Source organism: Pseudoalteromonas undina (genome assembly GCF_000238275.3).
GTDB classification, from domain to species: domain Bacteria; phylum Pseudomonadota; class Gammaproteobacteria; order Enterobacterales; family Alteromonadaceae; genus Pseudoalteromonas; species Pseudoalteromonas undina.
This window is the reverse complement of record NZ_AHCF03000003.1, coordinates 872,102-890,793: the sequence shown is the minus strand read 5'-3', so window position 1 is coordinate 890,793 and position 18,692 is coordinate 872,102. Positions and strand designations below refer to the sequence as shown.

Below are 18,692 nucleotides of genomic sequence, written 5' to 3'. Positions count from 1 at the left end.
TAAGAAAGGTCAAATGTTAATGACCTAAATATCACATATAAATTTATAGGAAAGTATACATGGCACTTAATACCTGTGTGCATCGCAAGATAGCAATTTTAAGGTGTGTAACACCTCGGCTTAAATATATCGCGTTTCTCGCTTTGTCACTTTTTACATTTAATGTTTATGCCTTTGAGAAGCAGTTAAACCTTCAAGAGGCAATTCAGTGGACGCTTAAACAAAATCCAGAACTTAAAATATTTGATTTCAAGCAAACGGCATTAATTGGACGAGAACAAATCGCAAGTTTAAATCCTGCTTATGAACTAGAGCTTGAAGCTGAGAACTTTGCAGGCTCAGGTGAATTTAATACATTCGACAGTGCTGAATTAACAGTCGCTCTATCTTCGGTTATCGAAATGGGAGATAAACGCTCAGCGCGGATTGGAATTGTTTCAAAATCAAGAACACTACTCACTGCTGAAAAAGAAGTCTCTGCGCTTAATTTAATGGCTCAAGTCACTGAGAAGTACGTGGAAGTACTTGCAGCCCAACAAAGAGTTATATTGGCAGAAAATGCTTTGAGCTTAGCACAAGAAACCTTAGAGATTGTATCTCAGCGTAACCGCGCAGGTGCTACTCCTGAGGCTGAAGTGAAACGCTCAAAAGCAGTTATTGCTCAGGCTAACCTCACCCTTCAATCTGAACAAAAGCGCTTGGAATATCTAAAGCTTTCTTTATCAGCTTACTGGGGAGAAACATCAGTGTCATTCTCTAGAGTAACTGGAGATCTGTTTCAGTTTGGCAATGATAGTGATTTTAGTAGTCTCTTTGCGAAATTAGAGAAAAACCCTGCTATTCAAGTTTATGCAAGTGAGCAGCGACTAAAAGAGGCCGAGTTACAGTTGGCTAAAACAGAGTCAACGGCCAATATCAAATGGTCTGTTGGTGTTAGGCGCTCTCAAGAAGCCAATGATACGGCACTGGTCGCTGGCTTTAGCTTACCTTTGTTTGCTGAAAAGCGAAATTCTGGCGCAATCGCTAGTGCGCTAGCAGAGCGTGACCAAGTTGCCATAGAGAAAGAGGCGACTAAGTTAAGATTTAGAAATCACTTACTACGAGCATACTCCAATAGAAAACAAGCCATATTAACAGCTAATTCATTAAAGCAGTCGGTTATCCCAATGCTTGAAGATGCACTGGAAGATACTCAAGACGCCTATCAAAAAGGTCGATATGGATATCTTGATTATGTATCGGCTAGACAAGAGCTGTTAAATGCTCGGCGAACCCTTATTGACGCGGCATCTGCTGCCCTAATTTATGGCGCAGAGATAGAAAAACTAACAAACGAAGCGCTGTCACTCTAAATAAACATCACTTTAAGTTTAATAACAATTTATTGATTCAGTGATTAACTGAATCGTTTAGGAATTCAAAATGAAAAACTATTTACTCGCACTATTGATTTTTATTGGGTATCTATCACCCATTCAAAGTGTTTTCGCTAGTGAAGATGAACATGAAGGCGAAGAAGGCATAAGCAAAATCGACAATAACATGGCAAAAAAGGTTGGTGTTGAAACAGCCTATTTAGCTTCAAAAACGTTGAACCAAACTATCCCTGTATACGGCTCTACGACGATAGGCGCTGAACAATTATTTCAAGTTAGCGCTAGATATAACGGCGTTATAAAGACAATAAACTTCACTGTTGGTGATACGGTAAAAAAAGGCGATCTATTAGCCGTTATTGAATCTAATGAGAGCTTAAATACTTATAAAATAACATCGCCTGTTTCTGGGACTGTTTTACAGCGAAATGGAAATATTGGCGGTATCACGCAAAACACTAGCTTGTTTGAAATCGTCAAATTTGACACCTTGTGGGCTGAATTTAAGGTGTTTACCAGCCAATATAATCAAATCAAAGTCGGTCAGCATGTTGATATTGAGCAAGGTGAACACGCATTCAGTTCAGTCATCACTAATATTATTCCAGCTAAAGATCAGCCTTATGTTTTAGCACGGGTACGATTAAACAACACTGAGTTAAAGCTAACGTCAGGTCAATTATTAAAAGGCAACGTAAAGATAAACCAATTTGAGGTGGATTTAGCGGTCGAGAAAGTTGCCATACAAGAGCTAGGTGGACAATTAGGTGTCTTTGTAAAAGAAAATGAAGAGTACGAGTTTGCACCACTTGTCCTTGGTCGTTCAGACAAAAACTATATCGAGGTCATTGATGGCCTCAGTAAAGACGCTGAATATGTAAACAAAAACAGTTATCTGATTAAAGCAGATATCTTGAAATCTGAAGTAGAAGACGACGATTAGGAGACGCAATATGATTGAATCAATTTTGCGTCTTGCAATAAATAGGCGCTATTTAGTATTAAGCTTGCTGATGGTAATCATCGGCGTTGGTATGTGGAGTTATCAAAAACTTCCCATTGATGCTGTTCCAGATATAACAAACGTACAGGTACAAATAAATACCTCTGCCCCCGGTTATTCACCTTTAGAAGCGGAGCAAAGGGTAACTTTTCCAGTAGAAAACGCATTAGCTGGACTACCAAAGCTGTCTCACACCCGCTCTCTTTCAAGATATGGTTTATCCCAGGTGACCGTTATCTTTGAAGAGGGAACCGATATTTATTTCGCACGCAACTTAATCAATGCAAGATTAGCTGCGATAAAAGGCGTTATTCCCTCTGGCTTAGAGCCAGAGATGGGTCCTATTTCCACAGGGCTTGGTGAAATATTTATGTATACCGTACAAGCTTCTCCTGACGCTAAAATGCCTAATGGAGAGCCTTATACCGCTATTGCCTTAAGAGAAATACAAGACTGGATCATTAAACCGCAATTGGCTCAAGTTAAAGGCGTCATTGAGGTCAACAGCATCGGCGGCTATAACAAGCAGTATCATATAACGCCGAAACCCGAAAAATTACTTTTTCATCAGGTAAGCTTTGAAGACGTTTCTGATGCATTACGTAAAAATAATGATAACCGTGGCGCGGGTTATATTGAGCAAAACGGACAACAAGTGTTAGTGCGCTCCATCGGGCAACTTGCGACAATGGATGAAATCCTCAATGTCATCATCAAAAAGAACGATGGTATTCCTGTAAAAATAAGTGATGTTGCCAATGTTGCTATAGGCAAAGAACTTAGAACAGGGGCTGCTACTCGTAATGGCATTGAGACAGTGCTTGGTACAACCATGATGCTGATTGGTGAGAATTCTCGCACCGTTGCTTTAGAAGTGGAACATAAGCTCAGCGAAATACAAAAATCTCTGCCAAAGGGCATTACCGCAGAGCCTGTTTACGACAGAACAACGTTAGTAGATAAAGCGATTGCAACCGTTACCAAAAACCTCGTTGAAGGTGCGCTTTTAGTTATTGTTGTGTTATTTATTCTACTTGGAAATTTACGTGCAGCTCTCATTACCGCTGCTGTTATCCCTATTTCCATGTTAATGACAATCACAGGTATGGTGCAAGCAGGAGTATCTGCCAATTTAATGAGTCTCGGCGCATTGGACTTTGGCTTGATAGTGGACGGGGCTGTAATCATCGTTGAAAACTCTGTCCGTAGGTTAGCACAGGCCCAACACAACGGTCATAGGCAAGACTTAAGAGAACGCCTAAATACCGTTTTTGAAGCCACTTCAGAAGTGATACGTCCAAGCTTGTTTGGTGTGGCAATTATCACTGTTGTTTACATCCCCATTTTCACGCTAACTGGCGTTGAAGGGAAAATGTTCCACCCTATGGCGGCAACTGTCGTTATGGCGTTAATTTCCGCAATGATCCTTTCAGTTACACTGGTTCCTGCTGCTGTAGCTGTGTTTATGAAAGGTAAAATCAGCGAAAAAGAAAGTGTAGTTATTCGTTCAACCAAGTCTATTTATGAACCATTGTTAAAAATGGCGATGAAATTTCGTTGGATTATTGTTTCATTCTCAACGCTGTTAATGGGGTATAGCCTTTGGTTAGCAACTACGCTTGGGACAGAATTTGTTCCTCAATTAAATGAAGGTGATATTGCACTACAGGCATTAAGAATTCCATCGACTGGCCTAGAGCAATCAGTAGAAATGCAAGAAGTACTTGAGCAACGTATTAAAGCGTTTCCTGAAGTTGATAAAGTATTCTCGCGCATTGGCACACCAGAAGTAGCAACCGACCCAATGCCACCGAGTATTGCTGATATCTTTGTTATTTTAAAACCACGTAAAGAATGGGCCGAACCTTCAAAACCAAAAAGTGAATTAGTTGAAGAAATGGAAAAAGTACTGAAAAACATTCCAGGCAACAACTATGAATTCACTCAGCCTATTCAAATGCGTTTCAATGAATTGATTTCTGGCGTTAGAGCTGATGTCGGCATCAAAATATTTGGTGATGATTTGGATCGGTTATTACTTACCGCAAAAGATATTCTAAATATTGTGAAAACCGTGGATGGTGCCGCTGATGCTCGAATAGAACAGGTCACAGGTGTTCCATCTTTATCAGTAATTCCTAAACGAGAAGCGCTTGGTAGGTATGGATTGAACGTTACCGAATTGCAAGACTGGGTTGCCACTGCGATTGGCGGTGAATCTGCGGGGATCATTTATGAAGGTGACAGACGGTTTGAGTTAGTTGTTCGCCTACCAGAGCAAATAAGAACGGATATCGATAGCTTGAAGCATCTGCCGCTTCCACTTGAGAATGGTAACTATGTGCCAATTGAAGAAGTTGCAGAGCTTAAATCAGAGTCTTTACCCGCGCAGATTAGCCGAGAGAACGGAAAAAGAAGAGTTGTGGTTACCGTCAATGTTCGTGGTAGAGATTTAGGCGGTTTTGTAAAAGAAGTTAAAGCTAAAATTAATCAGGAAGGAGAAATTCCAGCAGGATACTGGCTTGATTATGGTGGAACGTTTGAACAACTAGAATCAGCAAGTAAGCGATTAAGCCTAGTTGTACCGATAACATTGGTTGTTATCCTAGGTATTTTGATTATAGCATTTGGTTCATTAAAAGATGCATTAATCATTTTCAGTGGCGTGCCTTTAGCATTAACAGGGGGCGTATTTTCACTTTATTTAAGAGACATGCCCTTATCAATTTCGGCAGGTGTCGGCTTCATTGCATTGTCAGGTGTCGCAGTATTAAATGGCTTGGTTATGTTGGCTTTTATTCGAGATCTTTGGCATGAAAAAGGCGACCTATACGTAGCGATCATTGAAGGTGCCATCATTCGTTTAAGACCTATTTTAATGACGGCACTGGTCGCAAGTTTAGGTTTTATTCCAATGGCGTTAAACACTGGAATTGGTGCAGAAGTACAACGACCACTAGCAACAGTTGTTATCGGCGGTATTGTATCTTCTACCATTTTAACTTTGTTTGTATTGCCTATTTTATATCAATGGGCGCATGGCGCTGAGAGTAACAAACAGCAATCCGACGAAATCTAAAAGCAAAAAAGCAGCTTAATTACTAAGTTATGCCTAATTAAGCTGCTTTTTATATTGTATGCTCCAAAATTTTATTGATAAAACTTACTCTGCTTCATCCCTACAATTTTCATTTAAAAACTCAAACTCTATCGTCGTATGCGATAAATGATAGGAAGATAATTTAGCTGCAACCTCTTGTTTAAGCTTAATTAATTCTTTAACGTCAAAGTTGTCACTCAGCTCAAGGTGCGCTGTTAAAACGTGACTTTCACCATCCAGTGACCAAAAATGCATATGGTGTATACCATTTACTTCAGGAAATTCAATTAATGACTGCTTAATACGCTCTTGGGTCTCTTTATCGGGTGCAGCTTGAAGAAAAAGCACCAATGTTGATTTAAGATTTTTGAAAACGTTAAATAAGATAAACAGCGTAAACCCTATTGATAATAGAGGATCTAATATCGGCAGTTCAACGAACAACAATACAATAGAGACTATAAGAACGGCAACCCAACCGAGTACATCTTCAAGTAGGTGCCATGTCAGCACTTTTTCATTTAGTGTTTCACCCGCTTTTAATTTGAATACCGCATAACCATTTACGGCAACACCGAGTATGGCTAGCCCTAACATCCCCTCAACTACAGGCATTTCAGGATTGGACAGCTTAGGTATTGCTTCAAATAAAACCCAAATAGAGCCGATAATCAAAACAATACTATTTACCAATGCACCAAAAAGTGTAAGTCGGCGATAACCATAGCTGAATTTGTCTGATGCTTCTTTATCTGAAAAACGACTTAAAATCCACGCAAAACCTATTGAAAGACTATCACCAAGATCGTGAACGGCATCCGCCATTATCGCCGTACTGTTTGTGAGCCAACCACCTATAAATTCGATAATGGTAAATATCACATTAAGGAAAAATGCCCAACCAATCCGGTCGTCTTTACCATGCTGATGACTGTGACTATGGTTGTGCATTTTGTACCTCCAGTACTTTTTTATTTCTTATTTTTGATACATTCATATTAATCAAATGTCGGATCACTCGTTGATACAACCAACGTTTTACACCTGATAGATTAGTACCTTTTTCGAGATAGAACTTATCTGGTGAATCATAAAGCCCAAAGTCGTCATGAATACCTTCTTTTTGAATATAGGTATCCTCTCCACGCCAATCCGTACCGGGTGAAGATAAGCACTTTGTTGCAACACCATAACCACAAAACTCATCTTTTGCTTGGCTAAATTTCTGCTGTAGTGAGCTTAAGTATTGCTCATCCAATATAAAGCCCTCTAAGTTTATCCAACGCCCTTCAAAGTAAACTTCTACCCAACTATGAATGATGTATTTAGGTGCTAACCAAAATACAAGCTTAGGATAGCACCTTTTTATAGTTGCTGATCAATGGTAAAACCTTGGAAACGACACTGGATACCTAGTCCACGCAATAGTGCCATTAACAGATTACCCTTAGTATTACATTGTCCATAACCATCTGCTAGCACATCGCTTGCTGAAATATCATCACTCTTGTTATAGCCAAACATTATTTCATCTTTTACAAACTGATAAGCGGCACCAATTTTGTTGAAATTATCCAAATTTTTCCACCCTCGTTGATCGATCAGGGATTGGATATCTTTGTGTTCAAAATTAACGATATTCGTATTGTTTAAATATTTCTCAGTCATTTTTATATATCCCTTTCGTTGCATACCTATACTATAGATCCTATAGTAACTATAGAGTCAAATGTCTGGGGGAAATTGATGAAAATAGGCGAATTGTCAAAAAAATCGGGCTGTTCAATACAAACGATTAGATATTATGAAAGAGAAGGATTACTGTTAAATCCAAACCGTTCAGAAGGTAATTTCAGGCTGTATGATAGTAAAGCACTTAAACAATTGGAATTCGTAAAGCATTGTCGCAGCCTAGATATATCACTCAATGATATTAAACGTCTTATCGAATTAAAAAATAAGCCAGAAGAAAGCTGCTCTAGCGTTAATGCATTAATTGATCAGCAACTTGCACTAGTGAATAAACGTATGAAAGAATTAAGGGCGCTTAAAGCTGAATTACAACAGATGGCAAGTGCTTGTGGTTCAGACAATACAATTGAAGCGTGCGGCATCATCAAATCATTGGATAGCTAAACTAAATATAACTTTAGATTAGTAGTATTCACAAAGGCAATAATGTAAACCATTGGCAAATTAGCACAATCATTAAATTTAAATGTAGAAACCATTCGTTTTTATGAACGAGAAGGGCTGATTACACAACCTGAAAAACCAATATCTGGTTATAGACAATATGACGAAACAATAGCAGGACAACTTAGGTTTATCACAAAAGCCAAAGCGCTCGGCTTTACGTTAAGAGAAATAAAATCGCTAATGTCTATGGACAGCAACTGCACTCAAGTTGAGCTATTAAGCCGACAAAAGTTAGCAATCATTCGAGACAAAATTAATGACCTTCAACGTTTAGAGAAAGTAATTGTGGATATGACAAATACCTGTATGCAAAACGAAGATCCAACACATTGCCCCATAATTGATTCATTAAAATGATTGACTCCGTACTTATATACGGAGTTTAGAATGATGGTAATATCAACCAATAGACTTTCAAATGATAAATAAAATATTAGACAGAGTAGGCTCTAGTGGCGTTTGGCTAGCGGCACGGCCTGCTTCCCTGCATTAAGGTCACTTGCATCGGCATTAGGACTAGGCTTCTTCTCTCACTTCGAAGGAATAGCTGTAAATACGCTTTTACCTATTTTTGCATCTTTGGAACTATTGGTAAACTTATACAACTGGCACAAAAATAAAAACCATACCAGAGCTGTCTTCAGCATTCTAGGGCCTGTAGCAGTGCTATTAACGCTTTATCCTCTTTGGCTATATGATTGAAGCACATACCTATTTTACTTTGGTATTTGCTTAATGGTCGTTATGTCGGTTTTGGATATCGTAAAACCAGTAAGGGAGCAAACATGCAACGTATGGCTAATTGCCGTCGTTGAAACGATTAACGGTCAATGTCTGCTTTTCGCTCTTTGCCGAAGTTCGGCTCAGTGCCAGTTGCAGACGTTCGATAATGAGATTCATGAGCCAAAATTTGCTCTTATTCTCTCTTAGGGATTTTCTAATTAATTAGCTTTCACGCGTTGTTTACGGCATCTGCAACTTTTTCTGCAATTTCATATACCGTATTAGTTGCTGAATTAAGAGCAAACTTATCCACAAGCGTAGGACTCAACTTCATAATCTCATCTTTACTAATATTATGCCAAATAGGAAGAATGACTTTTTCACCCTCCATCTCTTTTGCGACTAATCCATTTAGTTCATATTGTGTCCAGTTTTTTTCGAAAAAACTTTTAGATAAAATAATTAAACCAAACCTAGATTGAGAAAGGCCTTTATCAATGGACTTCCTTAAACTATCACCAATTCTTAGTGCGTATTCATCATACCAAACTGAAACTCCCTGTTTTATGAGCTCATCTGCTAATGATTTCACAAAATCAGCTTTATCTTCAGAGGCGTGTGAAATAAATAAGTCGCTTGCTTTACCATCTTGCTTAGTTAAATCCTTAGCAAAACTGATCGGCATATTTTTTAATTGAGACAATATGTTTCCCTGAATTTTTAATTCTTCATTTAATGATTGATTAAGTGCAATATTCTTTCTTTTTTGAACTTTACCACCAAATTTTTCTTTATTTCGCTCAGCTAACTTTCTGGTTTTTTGAGCTATTTTTGACTTAACTTGTCGTCTAGCTTTAATAACAGACTTTTCTTTACTTTTTAAGGCCTTCCTTAATTTATGTATATCGTCATAAGGATCTGCATTTTTTAATTTTTTTACTGCCCACTCGAACTCTATCTCTCTAGTAATTACATTTTGTTCAAGTTTTCGTATTTCTGCATCTAGAAAGTTAACACCTTTATATTTGGGATGTTTCAAATTTATTCCTTAAATGCTTAACATTTCTTAGTGTTCGAAGGGCACATCTGAGCGGATGTAAAGCTCGCCTTTATAATCTATATAGTTTTAACAAATAACTTTAGATATTACTATCACAGTTTTCCATTGTATTTAACCAACCTCAATGGCCGGTAATCGCTCATACCCGAATTCTTTTGTAGCGGGCTAAGCTTAAAACTCCATAAACACCGGAGTACAACTAATGCACCAGTTAACAATATATCAGCCTAAAGAGCCTTGGAATAAAAATAAGCTTGTAGGACAAAAGTTACCTCTGAAATTACAGCAAATATGGGCTATCCGAATACGACTAGAACTTTTTCATAAAATAAGAGATCTAGCACTATTTAACCTAGCCATAGATAGCAAACTAAGAGGGTGTGATTTAGTTTCACTAAAAGTTAACGACATCGCACATGGTAAAACAATTCAATCAAGGGCAATAGTCGTTCAAAAAAAGACTGGTATGCCCGTCCAATTTGAAATTACTGGGAATACAAGGAAATCAATTGTGGCGCTCATAGAGCAATTTACTCTCAACTCTTATGATTACTTGTTTAAGTCACGAATTCATTCCTCAGAACACCTTTCAACCCGTCAATATGGACGTATAGTTGATTCTTGGGTCACTTCAATTGGGTTAGATAAGACTCAATATGGCACTCATTCTATGAGACGTACTAAACCATCACTAATTTACAAAAAAACTAAAAATTTAAGAGCCTGTCAGCTTCTACTTGGCCATAGAAAACTAGAAAGCACTGTCAGGTACTTGGGAATAGAAGTTGATGATGCGTTAGAAGTATCAGAACAGATCGATGCTTAAGTTTGAACCAATGCCAGACCTGAAGTAAGCGTCTGGCATTGGTTTCTAAAAAAATGTTAATCCACGCTACTTTGTTCTAAGAAAATCATAATGAAGCTGTATCAATATTGATTTGATAAGGCTTACTGACAAATTCAGCCATTTTTATACACTCCTTAACTGCAAACCCTCGTCCTTTGTAGTTTGCGAAAGCAATATGAGTATTATCAGTTAACACTGCATATAATCTATAGTCATGTGTGTAGCCTTTTCTAGGTATAGCTTTAAAACCTTTAATATCTGATAATTTATAAACACGTTTAAAAATAGTATATAAACTACTCGACTTTAATTCCAAGGTTTGTTTTGCGAGATCAAAACGACATACATAGCCACCAAACGAACCACTCCACCCTAGCCAGCATATAAACCCAGATACCCATATCGGTAATGATTTTGCTTCATCAGAATTAAACACATTAATTAGCCCGATAAATAAAAAGAAACCACACAACAAAACTAGCAATAATCTAGTTAACCTCGGTTGTCGATAAATAGCTAGCTCACTAGATAGTTCTTTAAAATACATTACAGCACTCCGTATTTAACTAAGCCGGCAATGGCTGTAAAAACAAAAAATGGCAGGGATAGTTTTATTAGCGATTTGCGATCCCATATTTCAATGAAAACAAGATCTTCACTATTAAAATCTTCATCTTCCAGGTGAGAGTTTGAATTAGCTTTTTTAGTATCATGAGTAACTTGAGGTGAGTTATATAATTCACTTTGAGCAAACCTTATCGGTGTTTTATTAGGCCAATCCGATATGGTTTCAACTGCAGTAGTATTATATTTCGTATATAAAAACGAAATGAACATCTTAGCATCTGTATACTGTTTAAATTCATATAACTGATCAACAAACTTAATTTGATAAGGGCCTTGCGCGCCTATACTACTTAATTCAAATGATAGTGTATCAAACGGTACAACAATTTTACTTCTTTGAAAGTAACCCCATAATGCGGTTTTTAAATTAAGCTGTTTTTCTGTCCCGTTAAACTCTAAGCGGCTCTTTCGACCAAAAAGCAATATTGATATACTTAAAAAGAAGCTTGCAGAAATAGCGAAGAAAATACTTTCCCCTCCTTCGCTTGTTACTGTCATCACAATGCTAGTAATTCCAGGAATAAGCATAATAAACGCAAAAATTTTGCTTGTCATTTCGCGTCTTGAGGGCATTGTTGTATTACCACTTTGATCTGTTTTGAGAACTTTTTTTACAAGCTTGGATAGATTGTTATATTCCATTACTTCAACCTTAAAAATTAATTATTACCTTATTTACATTAACAAAAAGTAGCTAAGTAAACCTTATCTCACGATACTTATATCGCTCCTTATACAGAAGCAAAATTACTATTTACAATACAACAGTTAATTCAAGTCAGGAAATCTTAAATGCATTTGATATAAAAAGATGACCGTCTGCTTCTCGCTCTAAGCGGACTAGAAAAATTTCACAAAATTTATTAATTAAATTTATAAATTCTTAAACACTAGGATGATTAAAAATTTATTGCCAAAAGAATTCTGGAATCAAATTTAGATTAGATCTATTTAATAAAATTAGAGGGCTAGTGCTTTTTTAAATCATGCAATTGATAAAAAACTTTAGTCTCGTTGTAACTTCAAGATACCTTAGAGAAGCCAGAGCAAATTGATGGCATTTTAAGTTCAGGCAGAACCAGACTCAACTACTGAATCTGGTTCGTGCTATAAATAAGCTCGTCATCATATTTTTAAATTAAAGCTGTTATTTACCTAACAAACATCCAAATACCGGCAGCTATCATAAATAAGTTTTCTGTTAGAGAGATAAACCCTAGTGGTACGTTACTGTCACCGCCTACACACGCACATTTTAACTCTCGTTTATCTATATAGACTGCTTTTATCACTGAAACAGCACCAACCCCACCTATGAATAATGAAATAGGGGCAATAATATAGGCTGGTAACCCGGCTATCATTCCAATGCCAACAAATGCTTCTAAAAATGGGTAAACATAAGCGTACCTGACTACTTTCATAGCGACTAAGTCATAGGTTATAAATGAATTAGTAAAGCTAAATAAGTCTTGAAGCTTTTGTATTGCTAACACTGCCATTGTTAGGGCTACAAACAGTTCAGCGGTTTGCATTGATAATAAGCTATTATCCGATGCAAAACTAAATGCCACACTAAGCAAAAAACTAACCGAAAAAATCGCAATCACGGGCGTGTAAGTTGTACCTTCTTGGGCTGCTTGTGGCTTATTAAAGTAATCACGTAAATCGTCGTAGCCACCTATACGTTTATTATCAATAAATGCTTGAGGTGTAGTTTCTACACTGTGTTGTTTTTTAAATTCATCTGTTTGCTCTCGAGAAGTTAAAAGCTGATCATCAACTGTATATCCCTCTCGCTCTAGTAGGTCTTTTGATTTTAAACCAAACGGACAAATATGCTCATCTGTTGCCATTCTAAAAAGTTGGGCTGATTTACTCATGCTTTACTCCTTATGTTATGCGGTTTATTTATTTATTTGAATTGAAATCTGGAACAGCTCTTAATTGTGCTTGAGCATTGGTTTGTGCAATGCCGTTTTGCTCTATATCTTTTAGGAGCCATTGCATTTCTTTTATTTCTCGCTCTTGGGCTTCAATTATATTTGTAGCAAGCTTTTGAACGCGTTTATCTTTGATTTTTGCCCTGTCACTGGTGAGTATGGCAATTGAATGATGTGGGATCATCGCCGACATCCATGAGCTATCATCAACAGTCACTTGTGAGCGAACTAAAAATAAACTTCCTGCAAATACGGCAACACTAGCAATGAGTACTGTTATATTTTTCTTTTTATCTTTATACATATTGAGCATGAAAAGTAGCATTATCACTGCCATCGTGGCTCCCATATAAAGCGCCATATAAGTACGAGTTTCACTAAAATAAACATGACTAAGTTGGTAGGTGTTCAAATACATCAATACAAACATGGTTATTGTGGATGTTGCTATCATTAAAAAAAATTTTGAATAGTGTGACATTGTATTGCTCCTTAAAAGTTTTGTATTTTGTTTTTACATGTGAGTAATTTTTACACTATCAAGCTCACAAATCAGTGTTTCCTGTTGTGTAAAATGGGTATTTAATAATTAACTCAAGAATTATGCCGTTAGGCTAAAATTGCTCGCTGGATTTACTTATGTATCTGTAGGTTTCTTCATTTGAGTTGTCAGTGAGTAGTTCAATATTATATTTGTGAAATATACCCTCCATTTCCATTCCGGGAGTGCCAATAGGCATGGCTGGTACACTTAAGCCTGTAATGTGCGGAGCGTGTTGCCCAGATAAAAACTGTTTTATATGTTTAACGGGAACATGACCTTCAAATACAAATCCATCGGCTGACACGGCTGTATGGCATGAGCGCATATTAGGTTTTATTTGATACTGAGATTTAATCGACCCCATGTCATTAACGTTAATTGCTTTTGTTTGAATATTGTTTTCACTCAAATGAGCAATCCACTTATTACAACATCCACAATTTTTACTTTTATAAACGGTAAGCTCAATTTCAGGTTTTTCTGAATTTTCATAGATTATTGATGTTTTATGCTGTTTTTCGATACTCATTGCCGAAAATGACATAGTTAATGATAAAAAAAACGCTGAGGTAATGTAGATTACTCGCATTGTTAACTCCTTAATTAGACCAGTGAATATGAGTGATTTTCCAACCTTTATCGGTGTTTTTTAATGTGATTGATTCCATTCCCGTAGACTTAATATCTTTCCCTTTATACTTTCCTTGAGTTTTACTTCTTGAAATTGAGTAAGCTATGTCTCCATTTGTGTGAACTTGATGCTCTAGCAGTTCACTATCAACTGCACTTAAGAATTTCATATCCGCTATCATATGATGGTTCGCGTATACATCTGCAGAACGCTCAACAATTCCGCCTTCAAAAATGACGACATCGTCGGCCAGTAATTTACGGGCACCTTTGGCATCGCCTTGTTTTAGGGATGCATGAAATAAGCTAACTGCCTTTGCAGCTTCGCTATCAACATTAACAAAGACCCAGCCTTTTTTTGTGTGCTCTTCATGGGTGTGTGCGTTCACAGCAAAAGAACTAACAGCGCTAAAAATTAGTAGCAATAAAATTTTTAAATTAGAGGATTTAATTAACATACATTTTCCTTTTTTATTAATCGTTAAATAGGCGGACCAACAAGTGTTGTAAATACACTTGTTGTAATAAGTACAAATAGGGCAATTAATATTTCAACAGTGATCGAGCGTTTTAATATACTTATATGGTGTTGTTGAGTGATTTGCGGGACTAAAAAAAGCTTATGCCATGCACCTAGTAACAGCATCGCGCTGACGAGTAACAGCTTTAATAAAATTAGTTGCCCATAATTTGATGTAAACAATGCAGAAAATGACTCTAGGTACTGCAGGAGCAGAGTTAAGCCCGAAATAAGTAGTACAAATACAATAACAATAGCGAGTTGACCAAAGTAATGCATTAACCGCTTTACTTCACTGGTAGGTAGTAAAGTGCAGCTTTTGTAAAGCGGCCACAATGACCCTAACCAGCTCGCAATGGCAATAAGGTGAAAGGTTAAAATACTTTTCACTAACCCATTTTCATTTGCACTGTGCCCAGTAAAAGTGAAGCTATAAGCGATAAACCCAAGCATGATTAGTATAACGGCAACGTTTTTATAACCTGCTACGTTATCATCTGATTCCACACTCCACATACATGCGCTAATTAGAGCAATAATAAGCGCTGGTATTCTAAACGTTGCTTGGTCACCTATGACTGATTGCCAAACAATTTCAAGCATAAAGGGGTCAAACATTCCCATAAAGCCTGATTCAGCCATTGCTCCAGCTTCTATTGGTACTTGTAAAAGTGCAGCAATACTACCTGTAACTACACACGTAATTTGCCAACGTTTTAAGAACTGATAAAAGCTAATTAAGTGATGCCCTGCAACATTGCTGTTGCCACACATAAAGCGCATTAATAAAGTGCCCGCAAGCCCTGAAATTGCGATATAGCTTGCTAGTTTTAATAATAGTAAGAGTACTGACCATTCACTTAATTGCATTATGTTGCTACTTAATGATTATGTTTGCTGTGGGTATTAGATTGTACTTGCATCATCTTATGCGATTCACTTTTGTGTACCATAAATCTAAACGTGTCGGTCATTTTATGTCCATCACCACCCAGTGCTGTCCATTTAACCGTGTAAGTGCCTTGGACTAAGCTCGGCAATGACCAACTAAAGTCTGTGCTTGGGGTAGAGCTTGGTTTGAAATCAAAGTTTATTGATTTATTTTTTTCATCTTTGATGATGACTTTTGCTAGCCTTACTTCACCACCAAAAGTTAACGAAAGTTGCTCTGGGCTTTTCATTAACATGGCTTCTTGCGCAGGTGTTGATTGCTTGAGTGATATATGCGCTGATGCGGAAAATGTAAGTACTAAACCTAAAATAGCTACTGCAGAATTAAAAAACTTCATAATTACCTCTTATTTAAAATGATTAAAACCAAAATTTAATACCCGTAACAAATGCGGTGTTGTTGCTACTTTGTCCACTTGATGTGGCATAGTCGGCGGTATTGCCAAATTTATTGCTCCATTCAACGCCAATATAGGGCGCAAACTGGCGTGTAAATTCATAACGAACCCTAAAGCCAATCGCGCTGCTTGATAGGCCACTTCCAAGTTCGTTTTGTTTATCGTTTTTGCCATAAAGTGTAATTTCGGCTCGCGGTTGTATAATTAGCTTTTGCGTGAGTAATAGTTCGTACTCTGCCTCTAACGTAAATGCGGTATTGCCTCGCTCACCTACGTATGCTGTCATATCAAGTTCAAACCAATAAGGGGCTAAACCTTGTAAGCCAAAAGCCAACCATTGCCGATTTTCACCTTCTTTATTGTAATCAAGACGAACACCTGCTTGAGTATCCCAATATGCTGATACGGCGTGACCCCATAAAATATCGGTTTGGTTTTCTTCAATACTTCCTTCGCTGAAATCACCCTCGGTTTTAATTACCAATCGATCAAAGGTAGTGCCGTACCATGCTTGTAAGTCAAATACACCTGCGTTTGCTTGCTCGTTATATTCAAGACGATCGCCTAGTAATGCGTAAAATGGATGCTCATCAGCGAGTGTTAATCGCTCATTGCCCTCAAGCGCATATGGGCCTTCTGTTAAAGTTGTTCCCGCAGAGTAAGCATGGGGGTCTCTTGCATCTTTAGGTGCACTTCCTCCTTGTGGTTGCATCTTAGCGCTATTCATTTGTGCCATTTCACTTTGCGCTAATAAAGGGAAACTAATTAATGAAGCCCCTGTTAACATTAATAAACCTAATGATTTAGATAGTTTTAATTGTTTCATGATACGACTACCTCTCTAAACATACCGGCATCCATATGGAATAATAAATGGCAATGCCAAGCCCAGCGACCTACATCGTGAGGGGTGGTTAAAAAGCTGATTCTTTGTGCGGGTTGAACAGGTATCGTATGACGTCGCACTTGCACATCACCTTGCTCGTTTTCTAAATCACTCCACATACCATGCAAATGCATAGGGTGCGTCATCATGGTATCGTTTTGTAAAATAACTCTTAAACGTTGGTTATGCTTCATATGCACTGGCGTGCTTTTACCAAATTCTAAGCCATCAAATGACCAGCTATAACGCTCCATGTTTCCGGTTAAATGCAGCTCAATTTCAGCTTCTGGCTCTTGCTGGTTAGTGATCCCTTCAAGTGAGTGTAAATCTGCAAGTGTTAAAACACGACGACCATTTTTACGTAAACCAATACCAGGATCATCAAGATTTGTTCTAGGCATATCAACGCGCATATCAACTGAAGCTCCATACTCCGTTTTTGCATGACGCACTTTAGAGCTGGCAACCGCTAATGGGTTTTCAGACATACCATGTTTGCTATGATCCATCGCCATTGCACCGTGGCCCATAGCGCTATGATCCATTTCTTTAGAGTTCATACCTGACATGCCTGCCATACCAGCCATTGCAGAGTGCTCACCGCCGTGGGTCATATTGCCCATCATATCGGTCATCGTTAACCATTCAACAGGGTCAAGTGCAGGTACTGGCGCATCAATATTAGGCGAGCTTGATAAAGTTCCTTTTGCGTAACCAGAGCGATCCATACTTTGAGCAAAAATCGTATAGGCATCATTTTTAGGCTCAACAATTACGTCGTAGGTTTCACCAGGGCCGAATCTAAATTCATCAACTGTCACTGGTTCAACGTTTTGCCCATCTGCTTGTACAACCGTTAGTTTTAACTCGGGGATACGCACGTCAAAAAAGCTATTACTAGAGCCATTAATAAACCTTAACCTAAGCTTTTCACCGACTTTAAATAATCCACGCCAGTTTGCCATTGGAGTACTACCGTTCATTAAAAAAGTCATTGCTGATGCAGATAAATCAGCTAAATCTGTAGGATTCATTCGCATCTGATTCCACATTTTTCGGCGCTGTAGAGCATTTGAAATACTGCTGCTTGAAACGTCATCGAAAAACTCTGGGACAGTGGGTTGATTGAAATTAAATACATCACTCTGTACTTTTAATTTACGGAACAGCGCCATTGGGTCATCATCAGTCCAATCAGATAATTGAATAACATGCTCGTTATCTGCACTAATAATATCGTTTTCTCGCGGTTCAATAATTAATGCACCGTACATGCCTGTCATTTCTTGAAAGCCACTATGTGAGTGATACCAATATGTACCGCTTTGTTGCAGTTTAAATTTATAAACAAAGGTTTCGCCCGGCATAATGCCTTTAAAGCTGATACCTGGTACGCCATCCATTTGATACGGTAAAATAATGCCATGCCAATGAATTGAACTCGGTACTGATAACTTATTTGTTACTCTAATAGTAACGTCATCGCCTTCTTTGAGGCGCAAGGTAGGAGCGGGTATAGATCCATTGATAGTTGTCGCCATACGTACTACGCCAGTAAAGTTAACCGGCGATTCATCTATAACCAGATCAATTACTTCGCCGCTAAGTTCGGGCACAGTGCCTGTTATTGTTCCTGCTACTAAAGATGATGCAGCATGTAATACACTCGGAAAAGCAGCAAGTACACCTCCTGCAATTAAGCCTTGAACAAATCGTCTTCGTGGTGTGCTAACCTGTTGTGATGACTTTTTAAACCCCATTTCCTTACTCCTTCATAGCAGAATATGTATTGAGTATAGAAAATAGACCTGTTTTCAACATGACGCGAACATTACAAAGTTGTAATCTTGGTGTCATGTTGCTGTAGTGACAGATACTGCATAAT

19 protein-coding genes and 1 pseudogene are annotated in these 18,692 nt (G+C 37.9%); 7 read left to right on the top strand and 13 right to left on the bottom strand.

Going from position 1 to position 18,692, the window contains the following annotated elements:
* Positions 1-59: 59 nt before the first annotated feature.
* From PUND_RS07825 to PUND_RS07815, 3 genes are all read left to right on the top strand, one after another.
* Positions 60-1,352: a TolC family protein gene (locus PUND_RS07825; RefSeq protein ID WP_002962255.1), complete on the top strand. Its 1,293-nt coding sequence runs from the start codon at positions 60-62 to the stop codon at positions 1,350-1,352.
* 70 nt (positions 1,353-1,422) lie between these two features.
* Positions 1,423-2,319 carry an efflux RND transporter periplasmic adaptor subunit gene (locus PUND_RS07820; RefSeq protein WP_002962254.1) on the top strand — a complete coding sequence of 299 codons (897 nt, stop codon included), beginning with the start codon at positions 1,423-1,425 and terminating at the stop codon, positions 2,317-2,319.
* A gap of 10 nt (positions 2,320-2,329) precedes the next feature.
* The gene (locus tag PUND_RS07815) at positions 2,330-5,458 is read left to right on the top strand and encodes an efflux RND transporter permease subunit (protein WP_002962253.1); all 3,129 of its coding nucleotides are present in this window, start codon (positions 2,330-2,332) and stop codon (positions 5,456-5,458) included.
* 84 nt (positions 5,459-5,542) lie between these two features.
* Here the strand turns inward: PUND_RS07815 and PUND_RS07810 are convergent, their stop codons facing one another.
* Together PUND_RS07810 and PUND_RS07805 are read right to left on the bottom strand one after the other, a co-directional pair.
* Positions 5,543-6,430 (bottom strand): cation diffusion facilitator family transporter, encoded by an 888-nt coding sequence (locus PUND_RS07810; RefSeq protein WP_002962252.1) that lies wholly within the window; start codon positions 6,428-6,430, stop codon positions 5,543-5,545.
* Positions 6,417-7,147, bottom strand: a pseudogene (locus PUND_RS07805) (transglutaminase-like domain-containing protein). The gene PUND_RS07810 and the pseudogene PUND_RS07805 overlap by 14 nt, the downstream one beginning before the upstream one ends.
* A 78-nt stretch (positions 7,148-7,225) precedes the next feature.
* On the opposite strand from PUND_RS07805, the gene cadR reads away from it, so the two are divergent.
* The 3 genes from cadR (at position 7,226) to PUND_RS18445 (ending at position 8,380) form a co-directional block, all read left to right on the top strand.
* Complete coding sequence (gene cadR, locus PUND_RS07800) at positions 7,226-7,615, top strand: Cd(II)/Pb(II)-responsive transcriptional regulator (RefSeq protein WP_002962247.1); 390 nt, start codon at positions 7,226-7,228, stop codon at positions 7,613-7,615.
* Between the two features lie 51 nt (positions 7,616-7,666).
* Positions 7,667-8,035 carry a MerR family transcriptional regulator gene (locus tag PUND_RS07795; RefSeq protein WP_028834999.1) on the top strand — a complete coding sequence of 123 codons (369 nt, stop codon included), beginning with the start codon at positions 7,667-7,669 and terminating at the stop codon, positions 8,033-8,035.
* Positions 8,036-8,137: 102 nt separating this feature from the next.
* Positions 8,138-8,380: a MerC family mercury resistance protein gene (locus tag PUND_RS18445; RefSeq protein ID WP_327077832.1), complete on the top strand. Its 243-nt coding sequence runs from the start codon at positions 8,138-8,140 to the stop codon at positions 8,378-8,380.
* 250 nt (positions 8,381-8,630) lie between these two features.
* Here the strand turns inward: PUND_RS18445 and PUND_RS07790 are convergent, their stop codons facing one another.
* Positions 8,631-9,440, bottom strand: a complete 810-nt coding sequence (locus PUND_RS07790) for a toll/interleukin-1 receptor domain-containing protein (RefSeq protein WP_002962239.1) — start codon at positions 9,438-9,440, stop codon at positions 8,631-8,633.
* A 223-nt stretch (positions 9,441-9,663) separates the two neighbouring features.
* Between PUND_RS07790 and PUND_RS07785 the strand changes: the two genes are divergently transcribed.
* Positions 9,664-10,287 (top strand): tyrosine-type recombinase/integrase, encoded by a 624-nt coding sequence (locus PUND_RS07785; RefSeq protein WP_010388419.1) that lies wholly within the window; start codon positions 9,664-9,666, stop codon positions 10,285-10,287.
* An 85-nt stretch (positions 10,288-10,372) separates the two neighbouring features.
* On the opposite strand, the gene PUND_RS07780 is transcribed toward PUND_RS07785, so the two are convergent.
* The 10 genes from PUND_RS07780 to PUND_RS07735 all read right to left on the bottom strand — a co-directional run bounded on the left by PUND_RS07780 (position 10,373) and on the right by PUND_RS07735 (position 18,567).
* The gene (locus PUND_RS07780; protein ID WP_010388418.1) at positions 10,373-10,855 is read right to left on the bottom strand and encodes a hypothetical protein; all 483 of its coding nucleotides are present in this window, start codon (positions 10,853-10,855) and stop codon (positions 10,373-10,375) included.
* Positions 10,855-11,577 carry a hypothetical protein gene (locus PUND_RS07775; protein WP_010388416.1) on the bottom strand — a complete coding sequence of 241 codons (723 nt, stop codon included), beginning with the start codon at positions 11,575-11,577 and terminating at the stop codon, positions 10,855-10,857. Before PUND_RS07775 ends, PUND_RS07780 begins: the two co-directional genes overlap by 1 nt.
* Before the next feature lie 509 nt (positions 11,578-12,086).
* Positions 12,087-12,818: a MauE/DoxX family redox-associated membrane protein gene (locus tag PUND_RS07770; protein WP_002963060.1), complete on the bottom strand. Its 732-nt coding sequence runs from the start codon at positions 12,816-12,818 to the stop codon at positions 12,087-12,089.
* A 28-nt stretch (positions 12,819-12,846) separates the two neighbouring features.
* Positions 12,847-13,359, bottom strand: a complete 513-nt coding sequence (locus PUND_RS07765; protein ID WP_010388415.1) for a DUF305 domain-containing protein — start codon at positions 13,357-13,359, stop codon at positions 12,847-12,849.
* A 133-nt stretch (positions 13,360-13,492) separates the two neighbouring features.
* Positions 13,493-14,011: a DUF411 domain-containing protein gene (locus tag PUND_RS07760; RefSeq protein ID WP_002963058.1), complete on the bottom strand. Its 519-nt coding sequence runs from the start codon at positions 14,009-14,011 to the stop codon at positions 13,493-13,495.
* A gap of 10 nt (positions 14,012-14,021) precedes the next feature.
* On the bottom strand, positions 14,022-14,510 hold the full coding sequence (locus PUND_RS07755; protein ID WP_002963057.1) for a YybH family protein: 489 nt from the start codon (positions 14,508-14,510) through the stop codon (positions 14,022-14,024).
* A gap of 23 nt (positions 14,511-14,533) precedes the next feature.
* Positions 14,534-15,442: a copper resistance D family protein gene (locus PUND_RS07750; protein WP_010388414.1), complete on the bottom strand. Its 909-nt coding sequence runs from the start codon at positions 15,440-15,442 to the stop codon at positions 14,534-14,536.
* Positions 15,443-15,453: 11 nt separating this feature from the next.
* On the bottom strand, positions 15,454-15,861 hold the full coding sequence (locus tag PUND_RS07745) for a copper resistance CopC family protein (RefSeq protein ID WP_010388411.1): 408 nt from the start codon (positions 15,859-15,861) through the stop codon (positions 15,454-15,456).
* Between the two features lie 22 nt (positions 15,862-15,883).
* Complete coding sequence (locus PUND_RS07740; RefSeq protein WP_002963237.1) at positions 15,884-16,747, bottom strand: copper resistance protein B; 864 nt, start codon at positions 16,745-16,747, stop codon at positions 15,884-15,886.
* Entirely contained in the window at positions 16,744-18,567 is a 1,824-nt protein-coding gene (locus PUND_RS07735; RefSeq protein ID WP_010388409.1) for a copper resistance system multicopper oxidase, read from the bottom strand. The genes PUND_RS07740 and PUND_RS07735 overlap by 4 nt, the downstream gene beginning before the upstream one ends.
* Positions 18,568-18,692: the final 125 nt, after the last annotated feature.